Below are 21041 nucleotides of genomic sequence, written 5' to 3'. Positions count from 1 at the left end.
CCGGGGTGTGACCTTCGCCGATGCGCAGGTCGGTCCATAGGTTAGGGTTGGACATGTGAGCGAGAAACTGTTGCCCCGTATCCCGATCATCGAAGTGTTCCCCGTCATCGAGGACGGAACGCTTCCCGCTAAGGCGACCGAAGGCGAGCCTTTCCCCATTCGTGCGACCGTGTTCCGCGAAGGACACGACGCATTCGCCGCCGAGGCCGTCCTTCTACGCCCGGACGGAGGTGAATACTCCCGTACCCGCATGGTCGACATTGCCCCCGGCCTGGACCGTTACGAGGCCTGGGTGGCCCCCGACGCCCCCGGCGCCTGGTCGTTCCGCGTGGATTCCTGGTCGGACCCCTACGCCACCTGGCGTCACGACGCAGCCGTCAAGGTCGGTGTCGGCGTCGACGTCGAGCTGATGCTGGAGGAGGGCGCGCGCCTCATGGAGCGTGCGGCCGCCGGCAAGGCCTTCCACAACGCGAGCCAGCGTCCCCCGTCGGACGCTGACATCGAGGCCCTGCATGACGCCGCGCGTCGCCTGCGCGACAGCTCGCATTCCCCCCAGCAGCGCCTGTCCGCCGGTATCTCTTCGCGCATCCGCCTGATTTTCCGCGACCACCCGCTGCGCGATCTGCTTGATTCGTCGCGCGTCTACCCGCTCGACGTGGCCCGCACCAAGGCCCTGGCCGGCGCATGGTACGAGATCTTCCCGCGCTCGGCGGGTGCCTACCAGAACCCCGACGGATCCTGGGTGTCCGGCACGCTTGCGAATGCCGCCGAGGACCTGCCACGCATCGCCAACATGGGCTTCGACGTCGTCTACCTGACGCCGATCCACCCGATTGGCACGACGTTCCGTAAGGGCAAGAACAACTCCCTGATCGCAGCCCCCGGTGACCCGGGTTCCCCCTATGGGATCGGCGCGCCCGAGGGAGGACACGACGCCATCCACCCGGACCTGGGTACCTTCGATGACTTCGACCGTTTCGTCGAACGCGCCCGAGGCCTCGGCATGGAGGTGGCGCTCGACCTGGCCCTCCAGTGCTCCCCCGACCACCCGTGGGTCACCGAGCACCCCGAGTGGTTCACGACGCGCGCCGATGGCACGATCGCATACGCGGAGAACCCTCCGAAGAAGTATCAGGACATCTATCCGCTGAACTTCGACAACGACCCGGAGGGCATCTACCAGGCGGTGCGTGACGTCATCGAACTGTGGATCAACCACGGCGTGACGATCTTCCGCGTCGACAACCCGCACACGAAGCCGATCCCCTTCTGGGAGCGCCTGCTCGCCGACATTAAGGCGCAGTACCCGGGCACGCTCTTTCTGGCCGAGGCCTTCACGCGTCCCGCCATGATGCGCACCCTTGGCGCAATCGGCTTCGACCAGTCCTACACCTACTTCGCGTGGAGAACGTACAAGCAGGAGATCGAAGAGTACCTGGTGCAGATCTCCCAGGAGACCGCGCACCTCATGCGTCCCGCCTTCTGGCCCACCACGCACGATATCCTCACCCCGCAGATGTGGGACGGCGGCACTGCGATCTTCGCGATCCGCGCCATGCTCGCTGCGCTGGGTGCGCCGACGTGGGGCATTTACTCGGGCTACGAGTTCGTCGAAAATGAACCGCGTGGCACCTTCCAGGAACCCAACGACAACGAGAAGTACGAGTACCGCCCGCGTCACTGGGAGGACGCTGACGCGATCGGTATCTCTCGCTTGTTCACGCTGCTCAACGCTGCGCGCGCCAAGCACCCGGCGCTGCGTCAGCTGCACCAGATCCGCATCCACCCGACCTCCTCGGATCGCCTCATCGCGTTCTCGCGTCAGGTACCCGGCAAGTTCACTGAAGACGGCAACCCGGATACCGTCATCTGCGTGATCTCGCTGGATCCGTACGAAGGTGTCGACGGCGCGGTCTACCTGGACCTGGCGGAGATGGGCCTGGCCACGCCGGGCGGCCACATCACCGTCGTCGACGAACTCGATGGGCACTCCTACGTGTGGGGTTCGTCTAACTGGGTGGAGCTATCCCCCGTGACGCGCCTTGGCCACGTCTTCAAGGTCGAACCCGCCCATTCCTCGCCCTGGTCGCAGGCCTAACGTCGCTGCTCCCGCTCGGTGTGGCCACCCACCTACACCGAGCAGGAGTACCCCGTCAAAATCGACCACCTGAATGAGACCCGGCTCCCATTTTTGCTGGGCAAACGATAGACTATAAACACGACAGTGAACTGAGCAGTTCACACCATCTGGAGTAAGGACAATCCATGAGCTGCGAACTAACGCCGATTCAGGTCAATGACGACATTCTCGACGCCGTTGCCTCAGGCTCTTACTATTCGCCGCACTCTGTGCTCGGCGCTCATCTGAGCGAGGCTGGTGTCACCGTCCGCACCATGGCTCGCCTGGCCGACGCGGTCGACATCATCACACCGACCGGCGCTTACGCTGCCACTCATGAACGCGGCGGCATTTGGGTCGCGGTTCTGCCCGGCAAGGAGATCCCCCCTTACCGCGTGTCCGTCACCTACGGCGACAACACCACCGTTCGCGACGCCCCCTACCGTTACCTGCCGACCCTGGGCGAGATGGACACCTACCTCATCTCTGAGGGCCGCCATGAGAATCTGTGGCACGTCCTCGGTGCCCATGTGAAGACCTACACTGACGAGCTGGGCGAAACCACCGGTACCGCCTTCGCCGTGTGGGCCCCCAACGCGCGCGCCGTGCGCGTCGTCGGCGAGTTCAACTTCTGGGACGGCGTGGCTACCTCCATGCGGTCGCTGGGTTCCTCCGGCATCTGGGAGATTTTCGTCCCCGGCGTCGGCGTCGGCATGCGCTACAAGTTCGAGATCCAGGGTCCCGGCGGCAACTGGTTCCAGAAGGCCGACCCGCTGGCTCGCGCCACGGAGATTCCCCCGGCTACGGCCTCGGTCGTCACCGACTACTTCCACGAGTGGACCGACGACGAGTGGATGTCTACCCGCAAGGACCGCAACCCCCACGCCGGCCCCATGTCCATCTACGAGGTCCACGCGGGTTCGTGGCGTCAGGGCCTGGGCTACCGCGAGCTGGCCGACGAGCTGGTCCCCTACGTCAAGCAGATGGGCTTCACGCACGTGGAGTTCATGCCGCTGGCTGAGCACCCCTTCGGTGGTTCCTGGGGCTACCAGGTGACCTCCTACTACGCTCCCACCTCACGCTACGGCACGCCGGATGATTTCCGTTACCTGGTGGATGCCTTCCACCGCGCGGGCATCGGCGTCATCCTGGACTGGGTGCCCGCCCACTTCCCGAAGGATGATTTCGCCCTGGCGCGCTTCGATGGCACCCCGCTGTACGAGGATCCGGACCCGCTGCGCGGCGAACACCCCGACTGGGGCACCTACGTCTTCAACTTCGGCCGCCGCGAGGTGCGCAACTTCCTGGTCGCCAACGCCCTGTACTGGCTCGAGGACTTCCACGTCGACGGCCTGCGCGTTGACGCTGTGGCCTCGATGCTGTACCTGGATTACTCGCGCAAGGACGGCCAGTGGCGTCCCAACCAGTACGGTGGCCGCGAGAACCTGGAGGCCATCGACTTCATCCAGGAAGCGAACGCGACCGCGTATCGTCGTCACCCCGGCATCATCATGATCGCCGAGGAGTCCACGGCGTGGCCCGGCGTGACTGCCCCGACGTCCGGCGGTGGCCTCGGCTACGGCATGAAGTGGAATATGGGCTGGATGAACGACACCCTGCGCTACCTCAGCGAGGATCCGGTCAACCGCCGCTGGCACCACGGCGAGCTTACCTTCTCTCTGGTGTACGCCTTCTCCGAGAACTACGTGCTCCCGCTGTCGCACGACGAGGTCGTGCACGGTAAGGGTTCGCTGATTTCGAAGATGCCCGGCGACAAGTGGCAGCGTCTGGCTGGTCTGCGTTCCCTGTACGCCTACCAGTGGAGTCACCCCGGCAAGCAACTCCTCTTCATGGGCCAGGAGATCGGCCAGGAGCAGGAGTGGAACGAGTCCTACTCCCTCGATTGGTGGCTGCTGGACCAGGAGGGCCACGCCGGTGTCGCTGCGCTGGTGGAGCGCCTCAACAAGATTTACGCGAATTCCCCCGCCATGTGGGACGACGACTACACGGGCTTCGAGTGGATCGATGCCTCAGACGGTGATCACAACCTGATCTCCTACCTGCGTAAGGGTACTGACGCTGACGGCAACCGTGAGGTCGTCGTGTGCGTCTCGAACTTCGCTGGCAACCCGCACGAGGGCTACCGCGTGGGCCTGCCGTTCGGCGGCGAGTGGGTCGAGATCCTGAACACGGACGCCGAGGAGTTCGGCGGCTCCGGCGTGGTCAATGTCGGCACGATCATCGCGGAGGACACCCCGTGGAACGGTCGCCCGGTCTCCGCGTCGCTGCGCGTGCCGCCGCTGGGTGCCGTGTGGCTGGTGCCCGCCTCCCAGGCGCGCTGACCGAGCATTCCTCGAGACACGGACGAGGTCGGGGCAGGGATTCCTGCTCCGGCCTCGTCCGTTGCGTGCTAGGTGCGCGTCTCTCAGGCGCACGTCGATATCACATGAGGAGCATCGCCAGGCGCGTACGCGCCTTGGAAACCTCGGGGGACGAGCCTGCGACACGGAAGAGGTCAAGCAGCCGCAGGCGCAACGCATCGCGTTCCTCGGCGTCGGTAGTGGCGGCAAGGAGTTCGAGGAGCACATCGAAGGCTCCGGCTGCGTCACCTGCCGCGAAAAGTGCGTCGGCACGAGAGGCCGGGTCGTCAGCGTTCTGCTCACCGTAGGCACGCGCGGCGAAACGCACGCGGGACAGGTGAGACTTCGCGTCCTCGTCGCGCGGGTTCAGCTCGACGACGCGCTCCCACAGGGTGATCGCCTCATCGAGGTTGCCGGCCTCCTCCGCGGCCAGCGGTGCCTCATGCTCGGGGGGAATGGGCGCGGCGGTGTCCTCAGCTGCAACCGCGATGCGCGCGGTGATACCCATCTGCGCCGAGGCCTCGAGCAGCTGAGAGACGACCGGAAGGACCTGCTCCTTGGACGCGCCACCCTGAAAGAGCGGCACCGGGCGACCGCCGACGAGAGCAACGACCGTGGGAACGGTCTGGATCTGGAAGGCCTGGGCAATGGCAGGAGCCTTGTCGATATCCACCTCGACGAGCTGGAAGGCACCCGCATGCTCGCGCGTGATCTCCTCAAGCATGGCCAGCGCGGGCTTCGATTCGAGCGAGCGCGGCGACCACATGACCATGATGACCGGCACGGCCTGGGAGGTGGACATGACGTCCTGGAAGTTCTCCTCATCCGTCGTGGTAATCAGCGGGATGTGCAGCCCCTCCCCCGAGGGCGCGGCCGCGTCCTCGGCTGCGGGCGCGCTCGCGCGTGCCGACAGGTCAACGGCCCCGTGTGAATCGGCGGGAATCACGGTCGCTTCAGGGGCATCAATGCGGGGGTCAGGCGTGTTCATAGTGGTCCTCTCGAGAACGCGTAGCTATCCTCAAACGATGATAAGCGTCGTCCCCACGCCAATCGGCGTGGGGACGACGTGTGCGCTATGGGTGAAACTCAGCCCGGACTGTTGGACGGATCCAGCGCGACCTTGGTGATCGCTCGCTCGCCACCGACGATCTGCACGTTTCCGCCCGCCTTCTGCGAGGGGATACGCATAATGATCGTCGCGATGCAGTCGGCGGTTGCGGTACCTTCCACCTTCGTCCCGCTGGGACTGAGCGCGGCGGTATTCCCGGCGAGGTTCATCGTCGAACCGGCAACCGTACGCTGATAGGTCAGCGTGTACTTGACGTTCGCTGCGACCAGAGCCGAGCCATCCTGCAGGACCAGGCCCGAGACCGGGTAGCTCGTCGCGCTGGCCGCCATGGTCACGGATCCGGCGCTGCTCACCGACGAATTTAGGTCGCTCACCTGCTGCAGCGTCTGCTTGGTGAAGTCGTCGGCCACGAACTGCGTCGTATCCTGGGTGCCGGAGTTCAGCATCGTGATGTACTGCGCGAGAGCGGTGTCGGGGGTAACCGTGAAGCCCTGCGAGTCTCCGGTGACGTATGCTGATCCAGTACCGACGGACGGCAGGGTCAGATGCGTGCCGCCGAGCAGGCGCGCATAGTTCGTGAGCTTGTAGTCCGAACGCGCAGAGTCCTGCACGTAGACCTCAAGGACGGGCAGCGTCGTCGAGGACGTATCAGAGATGTTAAAAATCGCGCGCGGCCACGAATCCGAGTTCGTGATGGCCAGCGACGTCGGTTCGAAGTCCAGAGGCGGCAACGCCTGGCTGTTCGCGTTCGCCAGCGCGTACTGGGCGGTACGCATCTCCAGGGCACCCTTGGTCACCTGATCGCCGAGGTCGGCAGCGTTCAGCGAAGCGTCAGCCGTCGCCATGACTCCACCAACCGTCTCGAGCACGGACGAAATGCGCTCGTGGTCCAGGTTCGCGGCGCTCTGCGCGGAGCTACTGCCCGACTGGGCGACAAGCTCACTCGAGCAGGCGCTCATGCCGAGCGCAGAGGTCATGAGCAGGGCGGCGGTGGCAGCCGCGAGGGTCCGTCGTTTCATCACTGTTCTCCCTGACGGTCCTCGAGCCAGCCGGACATAATCGAGGTCCAGCCTCCGGTCGCCGACGCGTCATCGTCAGGAGCGGACGTGGGTGCAGGCGGGGGGGCCTGCACCTCGGTGGTACGCGGGCGCGTGACCGGAATCAGACCCGTGTTGAATTCCTGGCCGTCCACGACGACAACCTCTTCACCGTTGTTGCGCGCCTCACGCAGAGCGCGCCGCGAGGGCAGGTTGCGGCCTCCGCGGATGCCCGACAGGTCGATGACGCCGGTATCCGTCGTCGCACGCTCCGGGGGATCCACGTCGAAGGGGCCGGTGTTGAGACCGTGTCGGCCGCGGCGCTCGAACGTGTCCATCATCGGATCCGGCGCATAATCGGGTGCGGACAGGGCGCTGATATCCGGGGCGGGGACACCAACAATGGACGCGCGGACGATGGACTTATCCCTCGTCGAGCGTAGCGGAAGAGGTTCACGGACTGCGGCGTCCCGAGCGGACAGTTCGTCGCGTGTCCTATCCGAGGCAGGGGCTTGGCCGGTTGAAGACACGAAGGCGGCAGCGCCCCACGCTGGAGCAGCCTGTTTCTGGGTACTATCCTCGATCTCCTCGGACTGAGCATCCTCGAACATGTATGCCACAGCCTCGTCATCGTCATCGTCAGCGACGACGGGTTCGTCTGCGGCGGTCTCATCGACGGCGGGTTCCGCAGCGGGGGGCGGCGCGACCGGGGGCTCCGAGACAGCGGGGGCGTGGGCAGCGCGGGAACCGGACTCGCGGGCGGCGGCAACCATCTCAGCCACCTCGGCCGCGTTGATCGTGGAGGTGTCCAGGGTGTCGGCCTTGCGGCGCTCCTCAATACGCTGTGCGCGGATCTTACGCAGGCGCAGCAGCTGCCAGCGCGTCAGGAAGAGTGCAAAGGCCAGAAGGGCGAAGAACGCAGCAGTCAGGAATGCGATGATCGCCAGCAGGTTCACCTGCTCGACCTGCCACGTCAGCGTGAACGTCAGGTCACCGGGGCCACCCGCGGAGGCAGCGACAGCCGACCGCCCGCTGGGAACGTTTTCGAGATCGAGGGAGACACTACCCGTGCCGCTCTCCTGTTTGAACCACATGGGCGACTTCGCCAGCTGATCGGCCAGCTGCGCTGAGGTCGGGTCATCAAGGGGCTGTGCACCGGACTGCACAGCATTCTGAGCGTTCGGGTTCACCATGCCGGTTCCGTTCGCGGCATGCGATTCCGCCTTCAGCTTGGTGCGATCAGCCTCGACGCCGATGACCTCGGTGTAGGCTGCATTGCCGATCCAGCCCTTCGCGTCCTGCGAGGTGCCGATCACGAGCGTGACGGGGGCACCCGACTTCGACGTGGCGGTCACCGTGACGTCATCCTTGACGATCGACAACACATTGTCACGCGTCATGATCAGGTCCGTCGCGGATTCCACCGTCGAGACCTGCTGCGCCGGCGGCCGTAGCACGGTCACGCCGAGCAGCCCAATAAGGATGCATACGAGTGCGACAGCGCCCATCGACGATGCCGCCACGTATCGCTTTAAGAGTTCCACGGTAGCTCCTCAGGTCCAACGCCCACACTGCGGGCATTCTTCAGCCCCCACTTTACGTGCAAACCCAGTGAACAGGCGCATTCGCAGGCGAGGCAGTGATACATCACATTTCATTTCACAGGGGTCGAAGCCCACGCCGCCAGCATTCGGAGTGCCAATGCCGACGGCCCTCAACACCCTGCGGCAAACCGAAGGGGGCTTCCTCGGGCCACGCCACAACATGCGGCGTTCCCCTCGGGATGGGACGCAGGCACGCGGGGCAGGTGTATTCCTTGACCGCGCTGGGCAGACGGCGAACCTGATAGTCGCCTCCGTCCGGGCCCTGCTCCGTGCGCGGCACGGAAGCGAGGCGGTCCATCTGCAGTGGACGCGCTTCACCCCACGGCCGTTTCTTGCTTCGTTTACCTCTCACGCAACCACAGTGCCACGGCGGAACACACGGCGCACGTTCAGCTCCTTGTCGACCTCGACAATGTCAGCCTTCTTTCCGGGCGAGAGCGTGCCCACGGTGTCGTCGCCTAGGATGGCTGCCCCCTGCGCCGACGCCATGTAGACCGCGTCTACGAGCGGGATACCGCCCTTCGTCACGGCCACGCGGACGCAGTCCAGAAGGTGAGCGGTGCCCCCTGCAATCGCATTGCCCTGCGCCAGGCGGGCAACCCCGTCCTTGACGACGACATCCTGCGGACCCAGCGTGTACGCGCCGTCAGCCATACCGGCCGCCGCCATCGCGTCGGTAATAAAGACGACGTGATCGCGGCCCACCATTTCGTAGACGTCTCGCACGAGCGTTGGATCAACGTGGATCGAGTCGCAGATCAGCTCGGCGACAGCACCTCCCCGCGCCGCGTCCGAGAGGAACTCGGCGATGGGGCCAGTGTCGCGGTGGTGCAGCGGGCGCATGCCGTTAAAGAGGTGCGTGATCGTCGCGCGGGGTCCGCGTGTGGTCTGCACCTGAGCGAAGCGCTCGCGCGAGTAGGCCAGTGCCTCGCGTGCCTTCGTCGAATTGGAGTCGGTGTGTCCCCACGAGGGCAGCGCTCCCCCATCAATGAGCGCTTCGGCAACGGAGCCGGACCCATAGGCGTTCGGTTTCTCGGGGGCAAGGGTCATCGACAGGGCGTACCCCTGGCAGTCCTCCAGAAGAGTGCGGGTCAGATCCGCGTCAGGATCGATGATGTATGTCGGGTCCTGGGCACCACAGCGCTCGTGGGAGACGAAGGGCCCCTCGAAGTGGATGCCGGCGATCTCGCCAGCGGCGGCGAGCTGAGCGAGCGTCTTGGCACGGGCACGCAACACGTCGGCAGACGCAGTCACGCACGAGGCAACGAGGGTCGTTGTGCCATGGCGGCGGTGTTCCTTGACAGCGACGAGCGCTGCCTCGGCTGTCTCCGCGTTCGGGAAAGACTCGCCACCACCGCCGTGGCAGTGCACATCGACGAGACCGGGCAGGAATGTCGAATCGGTGGCCTCGGGAAGCTCACCGTCATAGTCGGATACGGGGCAGGCACGAGTAATAGTCGAGCCGTCAATCTCGATAACTCCGTCATCAACAATGGAGTTTTCGAGGACCAGGCGGCCGCGTAGCACAGAATCAGTCATGATCTTCATTGTGGCACACCTGACACTCAAGCGCTCTCACTTCGACATCCAATTCTCCCAGTCCTTCATGAGCGCACGTGCCTCCTGCGCATGCGCCTCTCCCCCGTCTGCGAACGAAAGAATTCCACCCGGCGCGCGCACCGCGACAACACGTCCGCCCGACACCACGATAGGACGGAACATACCATTCTTCGCCGGACAGATGAGTCTCTCCCCGGCCTCGTCCGTCAGACAGGTTCGATCCCTGTACCCTACATGCAACTCATCGAAAGCTGGCAGCGCAAAAGTTCCCCTGGCCTCGTCCCTGCCTGACGCCACCAGGTCCTCCAGGTCGGCGCGAGCAACCGCATCGCCGCGTCTCGACAACCTCATCCCAGCCGTTTCTGTTACCTCGAGGGCACCCCCTAACGCACGCCGCGCCTCGGTGAGTGTCAGCCCGGTCCACCTGGCCAGGTCGGCCGCATCGATGGGGCCATGCCCCCACGCGTAACGCGCCGCAAGCAGAGCCAGCGCTTCCTCATGCCCAGCTTCCCCCTTCGCAACGCCAGGAGCCTGCGGGAGCGAACGCGCGTCGATCAACAGATGCTCCCCCGCCCGCACTGGACCCGAGGTGAGAAAACCATCGAGGTGCAGGCGCATCATGAGATGACGGCGTCGCAGGCCAGCCTCGGAGGAGGCTGAAGAAATTACCTCGATCCCAGCGCTCTGCCACGCCTCGATCAGCTCCGCGCGACTCACGCCCTGCGGCGCGTTATCCAGCACGGCATACGAGGCAGCCGCCGCCCGTTCAACGACCGCGTCGACGAGGCCCAGCTCGATCGCCCTACGCTCCCACGACCCACGACGATGGCGCAGCACACGTCGCAGCCAGTGGTGGTCTCGAGCACTCGTGACGTGCACCGTGCCGCGCATCGGCCAGGAACGAACCAACTCGCCGCGCGCAAACGACTCCTCAACCTGGGCGCGAGACACACCCGGGCAGCGAACCCCAATCGCCCAGGGAATGGCACTCACCAATTGGCCTTGAAGCGCGAGCAAAGACTCGACCGCCTCCACCGGGGTGTGCGCACAGGTCGCACTCACCAACCCCTGGGAAACGATGCGCGACAAGCTAGCATGCAGGTCAGCGGGCATCAGAACAGACGCGACTCGGGGTCGTCAAAGCCGCGCATCGCGTCGTAATCCAGGACCACGCAGCGAATACCGCGATCCTCAGCGAGCGTGCGAGCCTGCTTCGTAATCTCCTGTGCCGCAAAAATCCCCGTGACGTCACCGAGAAGCGCATCTCGACCGAGAAGAGACAGGTAACGAGTCAGCTGCTCGACGCCATCGATGCCACCGCGGCGCTTCACTTCAATCGCCACGTATGCTCCATCGGCATCACGCACCATCAGGTCAACCGGACCCACCGGTGTGGGGTACTCCCGGCGTACCAGCTCCCACCCCTCACCCAGAATCTGAGGGACCTGTTCGGCGAGGAGCTCCTGCAGGTGAGCCTCCACGCCGTCCTTCACGAGGCCGGGGTCCACTCCCAGGTCCTCCGTGACGTCAGCAATGACGTCATGGATGCGGATGACTAGCTTGTCATCCGTCTTGTCGGCCTGAACCGTCCACACCTGCTCCACGCCTTCCTCACCCTCCTCCGGCTCACCGAAGGAGACTGTGCACGGAGCCGTCATCCAGTTGAGAGGCTTGTACGAACCTCCCTCGGAGTGAATAAGCACAGAGCCGTCACCCTTGAGCATGATGACGCGCTTAGCAGGGTCCAGGTGGGCGCTCAGTCGACCGGAATAATCAACGGTGCAGGTAGCAATAACAATACGCACCCCGTGAGCTTACCAATCTCGGTCACGGGCGGCGCGGAGGACCAGACTCAACCCAGGAGACCAATCCGTTATACGTCAAGCGTTCCACGGCGACCTCGTAACGATGCTCACCATAGGCCAGGCGCACCTCGACCATGGCACCATCGTCCGAATGGGAGATCGGAGCGGACACTTCCATACCGCGACGAGGAATCGAATACACCGGCTTCAGAGACATGGCGACCAGGCGATACCACTGCAGTTCTTCGACGCCATAGACGCCGATCCCGGCCGTCCACCCCGCATGGTGGTCCGGGCGCGACCAACAGCGGAACGCGCCCAAACGCGCAGCGATCCTGCGGGCGCGCACATTCATGTACGCCCACAGGATCACCGCCGCGCACGCGAGGAGAACCACTACCGCGATCAAAACATGTATCAGGCTCATCAGGTTCTCCTCGCGTTGCGTCAACCTACTGTGATGCCACTGTAGCGCGATCCGCCACGACCGTGATGAAATCGGAGTCAACTGAGGCGAATCCCCCACTGACCTCGACGGACACGATCTCATTGGCACACGTCACCGTGACAATTCCATCGCCCAGCTGGGCGAGCAGCGGCTGACGGCCGGGCAGAATGCCCAGGCTGCCATCAACCGTCGGGATCTGGACGGCGCTCGCAGCGCCGTGCCACAGGCGCGCCTCATGAGAGACGACCTCAACCTGCAGGGACTTCGCCGACGCCATCAGGCTTCCTTGGCCAGCTCGTGAGCATTGCGCTCCAGATCGTCGATGCCGCCGCAGTTGTAGAACGCCTGCTCCGGAACATCGTCGTAGTGGCCCTCGGCGATGCGCTTGAACGCTTCGATGGTCTCCGACAGCGGCACGGTCGAGCCGGGCACGCCCGTGAACTTTTCAGCCATGTACATGTTCTGAGACAGGAACTGCTCGATGCGACGAGCGCGCGCAACCGTGACCTTGTCATCCTCGCTCAGCTCGTCGACGCCGAGGATCGCGATGATGTCCTGCAGTTCCTTGTTCTTCTGCAGGATGGCCTTGACGTGCGTGGCGACGTCGTAGTGCTCGCGGCCCACGAGGGCAGGGTCGAGGATACGCGAGGTCGAGGCCAGCGGGTCCACGGCGGGGTAAATACCCTTGGCCGCGATCTCACGGGAAAGCTCGGTCGTCGCATCCAGGTGAGCGAAGGTCGTCGCCGGAGCCGGGTCGGTGTAGTCGTCGGCGGGAACGTAGATCGCCTGCAGCGACGTGATCGAGTGGCCACCGGCCGAGGTAATGCGCTCCTGAAGCAGACCCATTTCGTCAGCCAGGTTGGGCTGGTAGCCAACGGCCGAGGGCATGCGGCCCAGCAGCGTGGAGACCTCGGAACCCGCCTGGGTGAAGCGGAAGATGTTATCGATGAACAGGAGAACGTCCTGGTGCTGGACATCGCGGAAGTACTCCGCCATGGTCAGGCCGGTCAGCGCGATGCGCAGACGCGTGCCCGGCGGCTCGTCCATCTGACCGAAGACGAGAGCGGTCTTGTCGAAGACGCCCGCCTCTTCCATTTCGCCGATGAGGTCGTTGCCCTCACGGGTGCGCTCGCCGACGCCGGCGAACACAGAAACACCGCCGTGGTCCTGAGCAACGCGCTGGATCATCTCCTGAATGAGGACTGTCTTACCGACGCCCGCGCCACCGAAAAGGCCGATCTTGCCGCCCTGCACGTAGGGGGTCAGCAGGTCGATGACCTTGATGCCGGTCTCGAACATCTTGGTGCGCGCCTCGAGCTGGTCAAAGGCCGGGGGCTGGCGGTGGATCGGCCAGCGCTCGGTGACCTCGAGGGTCTCGCCCTCTGCGAGGTTGAGGACGTCACCGGTCACATTAAAAACGTGGCCCTTCGTGACGTCGCCGACGGGCACGGAGATCGGGGCACCGGTGTCAGTGACGGGGGTACCACGCACGAGGCCGTCGGTGGGCTTCAGCGCGATGGTACGCACGAGGTTGTCGCCGAGGTGCTGGGCAACCTCGAGTGTCATCGTGAAGGTCGACTCGCCCTCGCCCTGACCGGCGAGGTTCACTTCGACGGTGAGTGCGTTGTAGAGCGGCGGGATGCGATCCGGGGGAAACTCCACATCGACGACAGGGCCGACGACGCGGGCGACGCGCCCCTCGGCGATTGCAGGTGTATCAGTCATTGTTTTACTCCGTGTCTCGAAGGGGTCAGCTCGCGCTCAGAGCGTCGGCCCCGCCCACGATTTCGGTGATTTCCTGGGTAATTTCCGCCTGGCGGGCCGAGTTCGCCAGACGCGTGTACTTCGTGATGAGTTCCTCAGCGTTGTCCGTCGCCGTGTGCATCGCACGCTGACGCGATGCGAGTTCGGACGCCGCCGACTGGAGAAGGACGTTATGGATACGCGCCTCAACGTAGAGGGGTAGCAGCGTATCCAGGACCGCTTCGGGCGACGGGATGAACTCATACTCGGGTAGCGCCGAAGCAGGATCATCCGCGTAACCGCGCTCGGCCTCGCGTTCCTCGTCTGATTCAGGGGTGTCCACGACCGTGAGGGGCAGCATCTGACGTACCTCGGGCACCTGGCTCATAACCGTCTTGAAGCGGGTGTACACGAGGTGCAGAGAACCAACGCCGGTCGTCGGGTCCGGGTCCAAGAAGCGCTCGAGCAGCACGGATGCGATGTCACGCGCGGTCTCGGGCGAGGGCGAATCGGACTCGCCCTCCCACTCGCGTTCGATAGTAACGCCGCGGAAACGGAAGTAGGCAGCCGCCCTGCGTCCGAAGGTGTAGAGCAACGGCTCGAAGCCGTCAGCCGTCAGGTCGGAGATGAGCTTCTCCGACTCACGCAGAATGGTCGCCGAATAGGCTCCGGCCATGCCACGATCCGATGCCACAACCAGGATCGCAACGCGCTTGGTGTCCTCGCGTTCCAGGGTCAGTGGGTGGTCGAGGTCCGTGTGGACCGCAACCGCCGCAACCGCCTGAGTCAGAGCCTTCTCGTATGGTCCGGCCTCGGTGGCAGCGCGCCTCGCCGCGCCAATGCGAGACGCAGCGATCATCTCCATGGCGCGGAAGACCTTCGCGAGCGTCGTCGTCGAAGCGATGCGCTGCTTGTAGATCCTCTGCTGTCCGCCCATCGTTTAGGCCTTCTCGTTCGTGCGACCGCGCGAGATTTCCTCGCGGGTGCGCTCCGCCACGACCTCGCCGTCCTCCGCGGAGGCGGCACCGCGTCCGGCGCTGATCCACTGGCGGTGGAACTCTTCGACGGCTTTCTTCAGGGCTTCCTCGGTATCCTTGGACAGGTCACCGGTTTCGGCAATCGTGTCAAGGACGGTGGAGTTCGCGCGAAGGTGGTCGAGGAGACCGCGCTCGAAGCGCAGGACATCCTCGACCTCGATGTCATCGAGGTAGCCGTTCGTGCCCATCCAAATCGAGGCGACCTGGTCTTCCATCGCGTAGGGCGTGGACTGGGGCTGCTTGAGCAGCTCCATGAGGCGCTCACCGCGGGTCAGCTGACGACGGGTCGCCGCATCCAGGTCGGAGGCGAACATCGCGAAGGCGGCCATCGAGCGGTACTGCGCGAGCGTGAGCTTGAGCGTACCGGCGACCTTCTTCATCGCCTTGGGCTGGGCGGCACCACCGACACGGGACACGGAAATACCCACGTCGACGGCGGGACGCTGATTCGCGTTGAACAGGTCGGACTGCAGGAAGATCTGGCCGTCGGTGATCGAAATGACGTTCGTCGGAATGTACGCCGACACGTCGTTTGCCTTGGTCTCGATGATCGGCAGGCCGGTCATCGAACCGCCGCCGAGGGCATCCGACAGCTTCGCGCAGCGCTCCAGCAGGCGGGAGTGCAGGTAGAAGACGTCGCCGGGGTATGCTTCGCGGCCCGGCGGACGGCGCAGCAGCAGCGACACCGCACGGTAGGCCTCGGCCTGCTTGGACAGATCGTCGAAGACGATGAGGACATGCTTGCCCTGGTACATCCAGTGCTGGCCGATGGCGGAGCCGGTGTAGGGAGCCATGTACTTGTAGCCGGCGGGGTCCGAGGCCGGGGAGGCGACGATGGTCGTGTACTCCATGGCTCCCGCATCCTCGAGCGTAGAACGCACGGAGGCGATGGTCGAACCCTTCTGGCCGATCGCCACATAGATGCAGCGCACCTGCTTGTTCGGGTCGCCGCTCTTCCAGTTCTCACGCTGGTTGAGGATCGTGTCGAGCGCAATCGCAGTCTTACCGGTCTTACGGTCACCGATGATGAGCTGACGCTGGCCGCGGCCAACCGGGATCATCGAGTCGATGGCCTTCAGGCCGGTGGCGAGGGGCTCGTGGACGCTCTTACGCATCATGACGCCGGGAGCCTGCAGCTCGAGCGCGCGGCGCCCATCCAGGTCCGTGATATCACCGAGGCCGTCGATCGGGCGGCCGAGGGGATCAACCGTGCGGCCGAGGTAGCCGTCACCAACGGGAACGGAGAGGACCTCGCCCGTGCGATGGACGAGCTGTCCTTCTTCAATGCCACCGAAGTCACCGAGGACGACGGCACCAATCTCACGCCGGTCGAGGTTCATGGCCAGGCCCAGCGTCCCGTCCTCGAAACGCAGCAGCTCGTTTGCCATGGTGCCAGGCAGGCCCTCGACGTGGGCAATACCATCGGCCGTTTCGATGACGTGACCCACCTCTTCGGTGGCCACGTCCGCCGGACGGTAGGACTCCATGAAGGAGTCCAGTGCTCCGCGGATTTCCTCCGGGGAGATGCTGAGGTCAGCCATGAGGATTCCTAACTAAGAAAAAGTGAAGTAAATGATGGACGAGGGGCGCTAGCTAGCGATGGCGTCCCGAGCGGCGCTGATCCTGGTGGCCAGCGACGCGTCAATGGCGGTCAGACCGGCGCGCAGGCGGAAGCCTCCGATAAGCGTGGGATCCACCGAGATTGCCAGGTCAACGGTGACGCCGTAGCGCTTTTCGAGAATGGCTCGCAGACGGTCAACCTGAGCCTCGGTCATCGGCGAGGCCGTGGCGACCGTGACGAAGAGGCGGTCCTGCATGGTGGCTGCCCACTGGGCGTACCTGCGGATGTTGTGCAGGAGTCGTCCGTGGTTGGAGCGGCCGACGGCGCGACGCACGAGGCGCATCGTCCACACGCTGACTCGCGAGCCAAACAGGCTCGTGGCCAGGTCACCTCGCTCATGCGAGTCGCCTGTGGAGATGTCGGAGAGGCGCACGCGCACCTCTCGGTTATGGTCCAGGAAGTAACGGACCTGGAACAGCTCCTCACGAACCTGGTCGAGCGCCCCCTTCACACCTGCGGCATTCAAGACGCTGAGGATGCCCAGCACTTCGAGTGTGTCATCGACGTCAGTGGGGCGACGCCAGTGGTCGGCGACGACAAGATTGACGACGGCCATCGTCGCAGTTGTCACGTGGGAGGCGAATGCTTCCTGTGCGAGGGATTGCTTGTCCGCCAATGACCGGGCCGGGTCGGTCAGCGCACGCGCGAGACGAGTGTTTTCCTTAAACAGGTCGGCCAAGCCGAAGAAGTCCTCGGCGACCCGCATCGCGTCGGTGCCCGGGGTGGCGAGGGCCGCCGCCAGGTCGGTCGCGAACGGGACTGACTCGATCGTGCGCATCTGTGTCATCGCTTCTCCTCGACCAGGGCGTTGTCGGCCTCGAGTTCGTCAAGGAAACGATCAACGACGCGAGAGGTCAGGGCCGTGTCGGTGAGCTGCTCACCGATGATCTTTTCGGCCAGCTCGGAGGCGAGCAGACCCACCTCGGAGCGCAGGGAGATTTCCGCGGCCTGCTTTTCAGCGAGGATCTGGCGCTGCGCACCCTCGAGGATGCGGCCCGCTTCGTTGGTTGCCTCGTTACGGGCTGCGGCCACGATGGCCTTGGCCTCATCGTTGGCGCGCTCACGAATCGTGTGCGCCTCGGCGTGTGCCTGGCGGATGATCTCTTCACGCTCGCGCGCAGCGGCAGCCTGGTCGGCCTTCGCTTGCTCGGCAGCACCGAGACCCTCCTCGATTGCGGCAGCTCGCTCGTCCATCGTCTTGTAGATGCGAGGAAGCGCGTAGCGTCCGACGAGGAGCAGGACGATAAGCAGAACGAGAGCCGACCAGAAAATCTCATACAGCGGCGGCAGGATGACGGCGAGGCCGCCGACCTCCTGGTCCGCAGCGGCGACAATCTGGTGCATGGCGATCACTTAACGATGAGCGGCAGAACGAAGCCGATGAGGCCGAGAGCCTCAACCATGCCGGCACCGATAATCATGTTGGTGAAGAGACGACCGGCAACCTCGGGCTGACGGGCGGTCGCTTCCTGGGTCTTGCCGACCATGAGGCCGATGCCGAGGCCGGGGCCCAGGGTGGCGAGACCATAGCCGATGTAGGCGAATGCTGCGGTTCCCATAGTGGTTTCCTTCTGTTAGTAACGCCGGATGGCGTTGGGGGTCAGTGATGTTCGATGGACAGCTTGATGTACACGGTCGACAGGATCGTGAAGATGTAGGCCTGCAGGAAGGCAACGAAGACCTCGAAGCCGGTCATGACAAACATGGCGGCACCGGTCAGTGCGGAGGCCGCCGACAGGACGGAGAGTTCGTGCAGCAGAATCGCCGTGCCGAAGTAGGTCATGCCCAGCAGCAGGTGCCCGGAGATCATGTTGCACAGGAGTCGCAGCGTCAGTGTGACGGGGCGGACGATGAAGTTCGACAGGAATTCGATCGGCGTGATCAGCAGGTACATGGGCACAGGCAGGCCGGGCGGAAAAAGCTGGGAGGAGAAGAATCCGCCCACGCCCTGCTTGCCGATGCCCGCTCCGATGAAGGTCACGTAGGTGATGAGTGCGAAGACCATCGGCACGGCCACGACCGACGAGGCCGCGATGTTGATACCGGGAATAATGCCCGCGATATTCATCGAGAGCACACCGAAGAACAGGAATCCGATAAAGCCGGAGAACTTGCGCCCCGTCTTGGGGCCGAGCATGTCGAGCGCAACGTTGTCACGGATGTACCCGGCGATGGCCTCGACAGCCATCTGACCGCGGGTGGGCACGAGCTTCGGCTTACGCGCAACGGCCACCAGCACGAGGCACACGACCAGGCCCATGATGACGCGGGCCAGAGTCAGGCGGTTGAACTCGTAAAAGGTTCCCTCACCGAAGATTACCGAGGGAAAGAAGTCCTCCAGGGCGGGCTGATGAGGATGCTGGGTGAACGCCGGGTAGGCGGTCGCGCCAATGATGAGGAGCAGGATCGCGAGGCTCACCCAGTACCAGCGCGGCTTGGACGCGGAAGCGCGGCGAGCGGGCGCGTTATTGGACACGGAACGTGCCTCCTTCATCGGAACTCCATTGGTTGTGTTGCCTCACTAGCAACTCGTTTCATTCTATACAGATCGGCGCGCCCGCGGCGCGCGCAACAGTTAGTCGTTGTGAGGGTGTGGATCCACGTTTATCGTACGCCTACGGGCCATGACGATCATCTCAACGGTCGAGGACACAATGATGGCGATAATCGTTGCAATCGCAGCAATGCGCACGTCCATACCGAGCATGCGCGGAACGTACAGGCCCAGGGCAAGCAGTGCGATTTTCGCGACATATCCGCCGCTCACCCACGCGAGGAAGCGGGCGGGTGAGGCCAGGGCACGTGAGGTGAAGAACCACTGGGCACCGCAAATGACGGCGACCATGGCGAGGGCCAGAAGGTAACTCATGCTGCGTCCGTCCCGATCTCGTCCTTCGGAAATTCGCGAGTTGTGACTGTCACACCCACGGCGGCCGCAATAACCGCCCCTAAAGCGACCTTCCACCACGCGAAACCGAGCAGCCCCGCGGAGGGGAGACACACGATGGCGGTCCACATCCACAGGATTGCCACAACGCCGCGGTGGGAGTGCCCGGCAACGAGGAGGCGGTCATGGAAATGTGAACGGTCAGCGATGAATGGACTCTTTCCACGGCTCATCCGTCGCACGGAGGTGACGACGAGGTCGGCGACGGGCATGAAGATGACGGCCATCGGCAGGATGAGCGGCAGGGCCGAGACGATCACCTGCTGGCGCCCGAGCAGTGACGGGTCGATTTTGCCGGTGACGATGATGCCGGCGGCGGCCAAAACGAGGCCCATGGTCTCCGCTCCCCCACCCATCATGATCGAGGACGGGTGGAAGTTGAACCAGAGGAAGCCCGCGCATACTCCGACGAGAGCAATAACGATAAGGCTCGCGGTTGTCGCGTAGGAGGCAGACCCCATGAGGCGCGTGATGACATACGAGTAGATAAAGAAAGATCCGGCACCAATCGCAATCATGCCGGAGGCCAGGCCGTCGAGTCCATCGATGAAGTTGACGGCGTTCATGATGCCCACGATGAACAGGACGGAGATGAAAAGCCAGAGCCTTGAGGAACCCAGCGTGATACCGAAAATCGGGAAGGACGCGAGCTGGACGCCGCCGAAAGCCATGCCGCCTGCGATGAGGACTTGCCCGCCGAGCTTGGCCATCCAGTCGAGCTCGATGATGTCGTCGATGATGCCGAGGACGCACATGGCACCGGCACCAGCCATGACGGCCCACGGGACAGTGGTCGTAAACAGCGGTGCCATGTAGGGAATGCGCGAGGCGACGAGCATCGTGACGATGAGCGCGATGGTCATGGCGACGCCGCCCAGACGCGGGATCGGTGTCTTTTGAATGTCGCGCCCACGCACGGGCGGCAGGATATGAAAGCGCAGGCAGGCCCAGCGCACGGCTGGGGTCAGCAGGATCGTCAAGGCCATTGCCATGGCGGCGAGCAGCAGGTAAACCTTCACGAGTGGCGTCCCTCCGTTTCCCGAATGGGCATGTCGGCGACCGCGCTCAGGTCGGCGAGGCTGATGGTCCCCTGGCGGATGACGCGAGGGTCGCCGTGGGCGCAGTCGACGATAGACGAGGCCGTGGTCCCCCGGGTGGGGCCACCGTCGAGGTAGGCAGCGACGGAGGTGCCGAAGTAACCGATGGCCTGCTGGACCGACGTGGCGGGCGGGTGGCCGGTCAGGTTCGCGGAGGTCACGGCCATGGGACCGAAGTCGCGCAGAAGGGTCAGGAGCGCGTCCTGGTTCGGCATGCGCACGCCGATGGTGCCGCCAGTCTCCCCCAGGTCCCACCCGAGGTCGGGGCGGGCACGCAGGATGAGTGTGAGTCCGCCGGGCCAGAAGGCGCGCGCGAGGGTTCGCGCATAGTCGGGAACATCGACGCACAGGGAGTCGATGGCGTCGACCGAGGCGACGAGGACGGGCGGCGGCATCTGACGACCGCGTCCCTTGGCGGCCAGCACCGCGTTCACGGCATCGGGGTTGGAGGCGTCGCATCCGATCCCGTAGACGGTGTCCGTGGGAACGACGAGGACACGACCGCCGTTCAGTTCACGGATTGCGTGCGCTAGCGCGTCGGCCTCAAGGTTCGGTGTTGCGCTCAGGATCGTCTCAGTACTCATCGGTGCCATT

The 21041-nt window shown here is 64.4% G+C and carries 21 protein-coding genes; 2 read left to right on the top strand and 19 right to left on the bottom strand.

The window, feature by feature from the left end:
• Positions 1–55 precede the first annotated feature (55 nt).
• Both QZ149_RS03080 and glgB read left to right on the top strand, forming a co-directional pair.
• Positions 56–2098, top strand: a complete 2043-nt coding sequence (locus tag QZ149_RS03080; protein ID WP_291449828.1) for a maltotransferase domain-containing protein — start codon at positions 56–58, stop codon at positions 2096–2098.
• Positions 2099–2265: 167 nt separating this feature from the next.
• Positions 2266–4461, top strand: a complete 2196-nt coding sequence (glgB, locus tag QZ149_RS03075; RefSeq protein WP_291449827.1) for a 1,4-alpha-glucan branching protein GlgB — start codon at positions 2266–2268, stop codon at positions 4459–4461.
• 100 nt (positions 4462–4561) lie between these two features.
• Here the strand turns inward: glgB and QZ149_RS03070 are convergent, their stop codons facing one another.
• The 19 genes from QZ149_RS03070 to QZ149_RS02980 all read right to left on the bottom strand — a co-directional run bounded on the left by QZ149_RS03070 (position 4562) and on the right by QZ149_RS02980 (position 21040).
• Positions 4562–5467, bottom strand: a complete 906-nt coding sequence (locus QZ149_RS03070; RefSeq protein ID WP_291449826.1) for a tetratricopeptide repeat protein — start codon at positions 5465–5467, stop codon at positions 4562–4564.
• A gap of 98 nt (positions 5468–5565) precedes the next feature.
• Entirely contained in the window at positions 5566–6567 is a 1002-nt protein-coding gene (locus QZ149_RS03065) for a hypothetical protein (protein WP_291449825.1), read from the bottom strand.
• Positions 6567–8093, bottom strand: a complete 1527-nt coding sequence (locus tag QZ149_RS03060) for a hypothetical protein (protein ID WP_291449842.1) — start codon at positions 8091–8093, stop codon at positions 6567–6569. Before QZ149_RS03060 ends, QZ149_RS03065 begins: the two co-directional genes overlap by 1 nt.
• A 151-nt stretch (positions 8094–8244) precedes the next feature.
• Positions 8245–8487 (bottom strand): hypothetical protein, encoded by a 243-nt coding sequence (locus QZ149_RS03055; protein ID WP_291449824.1) that lies wholly within the window; start codon positions 8485–8487, stop codon positions 8245–8247.
• Positions 8488–8537: 50 nt separating this feature from the next.
• A complete protein-coding gene (locus QZ149_RS03050) occupies positions 8538–9728 on the bottom strand; it encodes an amidohydrolase family protein (protein ID WP_291449823.1) in 1191 nt (396 codons plus the stop codon).
• A 36-nt stretch (positions 9729–9764) separates the two neighbouring features.
• On the bottom strand, positions 9765–10862 hold the full coding sequence (locus QZ149_RS03045; protein WP_291449822.1) for a crosslink repair DNA glycosylase YcaQ family protein: 1098 nt from the start codon (positions 10860–10862) through the stop codon (positions 9765–9767).
• A complete protein-coding gene (nucS, locus tag QZ149_RS03040) occupies positions 10862–11554 on the bottom strand; it encodes an endonuclease NucS (protein WP_291449821.1) in 693 nt (230 codons plus the stop codon). Before nucS ends, QZ149_RS03045 begins: the two co-directional genes overlap by 1 nt.
• A 22-nt stretch (positions 11555–11576) precedes the next feature.
• Positions 11577–11981 (bottom strand): DUF2550 family protein, encoded by a 405-nt coding sequence (locus tag QZ149_RS03035; protein WP_009648814.1) that lies wholly within the window; start codon positions 11979–11981, stop codon positions 11577–11579.
• A gap of 25 nt (positions 11982–12006) precedes the next feature.
• Positions 12007–12279 carry a F0F1 ATP synthase subunit epsilon gene (locus tag QZ149_RS03030; RefSeq protein WP_291449820.1) on the bottom strand — a complete coding sequence of 91 codons (273 nt, stop codon included), beginning with the start codon at positions 12277–12279 and terminating at the stop codon, positions 12007–12009.
• Positions 12279–13727, bottom strand: coding sequence for a F0F1 ATP synthase subunit beta (atpD, locus tag QZ149_RS03025; protein ID WP_291449819.1), 1449 nt, complete (start codon positions 13725–13727; stop codon positions 12279–12281). Before atpD ends, QZ149_RS03030 begins: the two co-directional genes overlap by 1 nt.
• Before the next feature lie 25 nt (positions 13728–13752).
• Positions 13753–14682, bottom strand: a complete 930-nt coding sequence (locus QZ149_RS03020; protein WP_009648838.1) for a F0F1 ATP synthase subunit gamma — start codon at positions 14680–14682, stop codon at positions 13753–13755.
• Between the two features lie 3 nt (positions 14683–14685).
• On the bottom strand, positions 14686–16323 hold the full coding sequence (gene atpA, locus QZ149_RS03015) for a F0F1 ATP synthase subunit alpha (RefSeq protein WP_291449818.1): 1638 nt from the start codon (positions 16321–16323) through the stop codon (positions 14686–14688).
• A 48-nt stretch (positions 16324–16371) separates the two neighbouring features.
• Complete coding sequence (locus QZ149_RS03010) at positions 16372–17190, bottom strand: F0F1 ATP synthase subunit delta (RefSeq protein ID WP_291449817.1); 819 nt, start codon at positions 17188–17190, stop codon at positions 16372–16374.
• On the bottom strand, positions 17187–17747 hold the full coding sequence (gene atpF, locus QZ149_RS03005; protein WP_291449841.1) for a F0F1 ATP synthase subunit B: 561 nt from the start codon (positions 17745–17747) through the stop codon (positions 17187–17189). The genes QZ149_RS03010 and atpF overlap by 4 nt, the downstream gene beginning before the upstream one ends.
• Positions 17748–17752: 5 nt before the next feature.
• Positions 17753–17962: an ATP synthase F0 subunit C gene (atpE, locus tag QZ149_RS03000; RefSeq protein ID WP_003792932.1), complete on the bottom strand. Its 210-nt coding sequence runs from the start codon at positions 17960–17962 to the stop codon at positions 17753–17755.
• 41 nt (positions 17963–18003) lie between these two features.
• Entirely contained in the window at positions 18004–18897 is an 894-nt protein-coding gene (gene atpB / locus QZ149_RS02995) for a F0F1 ATP synthase subunit A (RefSeq protein ID WP_291449806.1), read from the bottom strand.
• Between the two features lie 81 nt (positions 18898–18978).
• A complete protein-coding gene (locus QZ149_RS02990; RefSeq protein WP_291449804.1) occupies positions 18979–19272 on the bottom strand; it encodes a hypothetical protein in 294 nt (97 codons plus the stop codon).
• Entirely contained in the window at positions 19269–20369 is a 1101-nt protein-coding gene (locus tag QZ149_RS02985; protein ID WP_291449803.1) for an MraY family glycosyltransferase, read from the bottom strand. Before QZ149_RS02985 ends, QZ149_RS02990 begins: the two co-directional genes overlap by 4 nt.
• Positions 20366–21040 carry an L-threonylcarbamoyladenylate synthase gene (locus QZ149_RS02980; RefSeq protein ID WP_291449801.1) on the bottom strand — a complete coding sequence of 225 codons (675 nt, stop codon included), beginning with the start codon at positions 21038–21040 and terminating at the stop codon, positions 20366–20368. Before QZ149_RS02980 ends, QZ149_RS02985 begins: the two co-directional genes overlap by 4 nt.
• Position 21041: the final 1 nt, after the last annotated feature.

It is taken from the genome of Actinomyces sp. ICM47 (genome assembly GCF_905369875.1).
GTDB lineage: Bacteria > Actinomycetota > Actinomycetes > Actinomycetales > Actinomycetaceae > Pauljensenia.
Note: the sequence above shows the minus strand (reverse complement) of the source record. Positions and strands in the feature narration are given on the sequence as shown.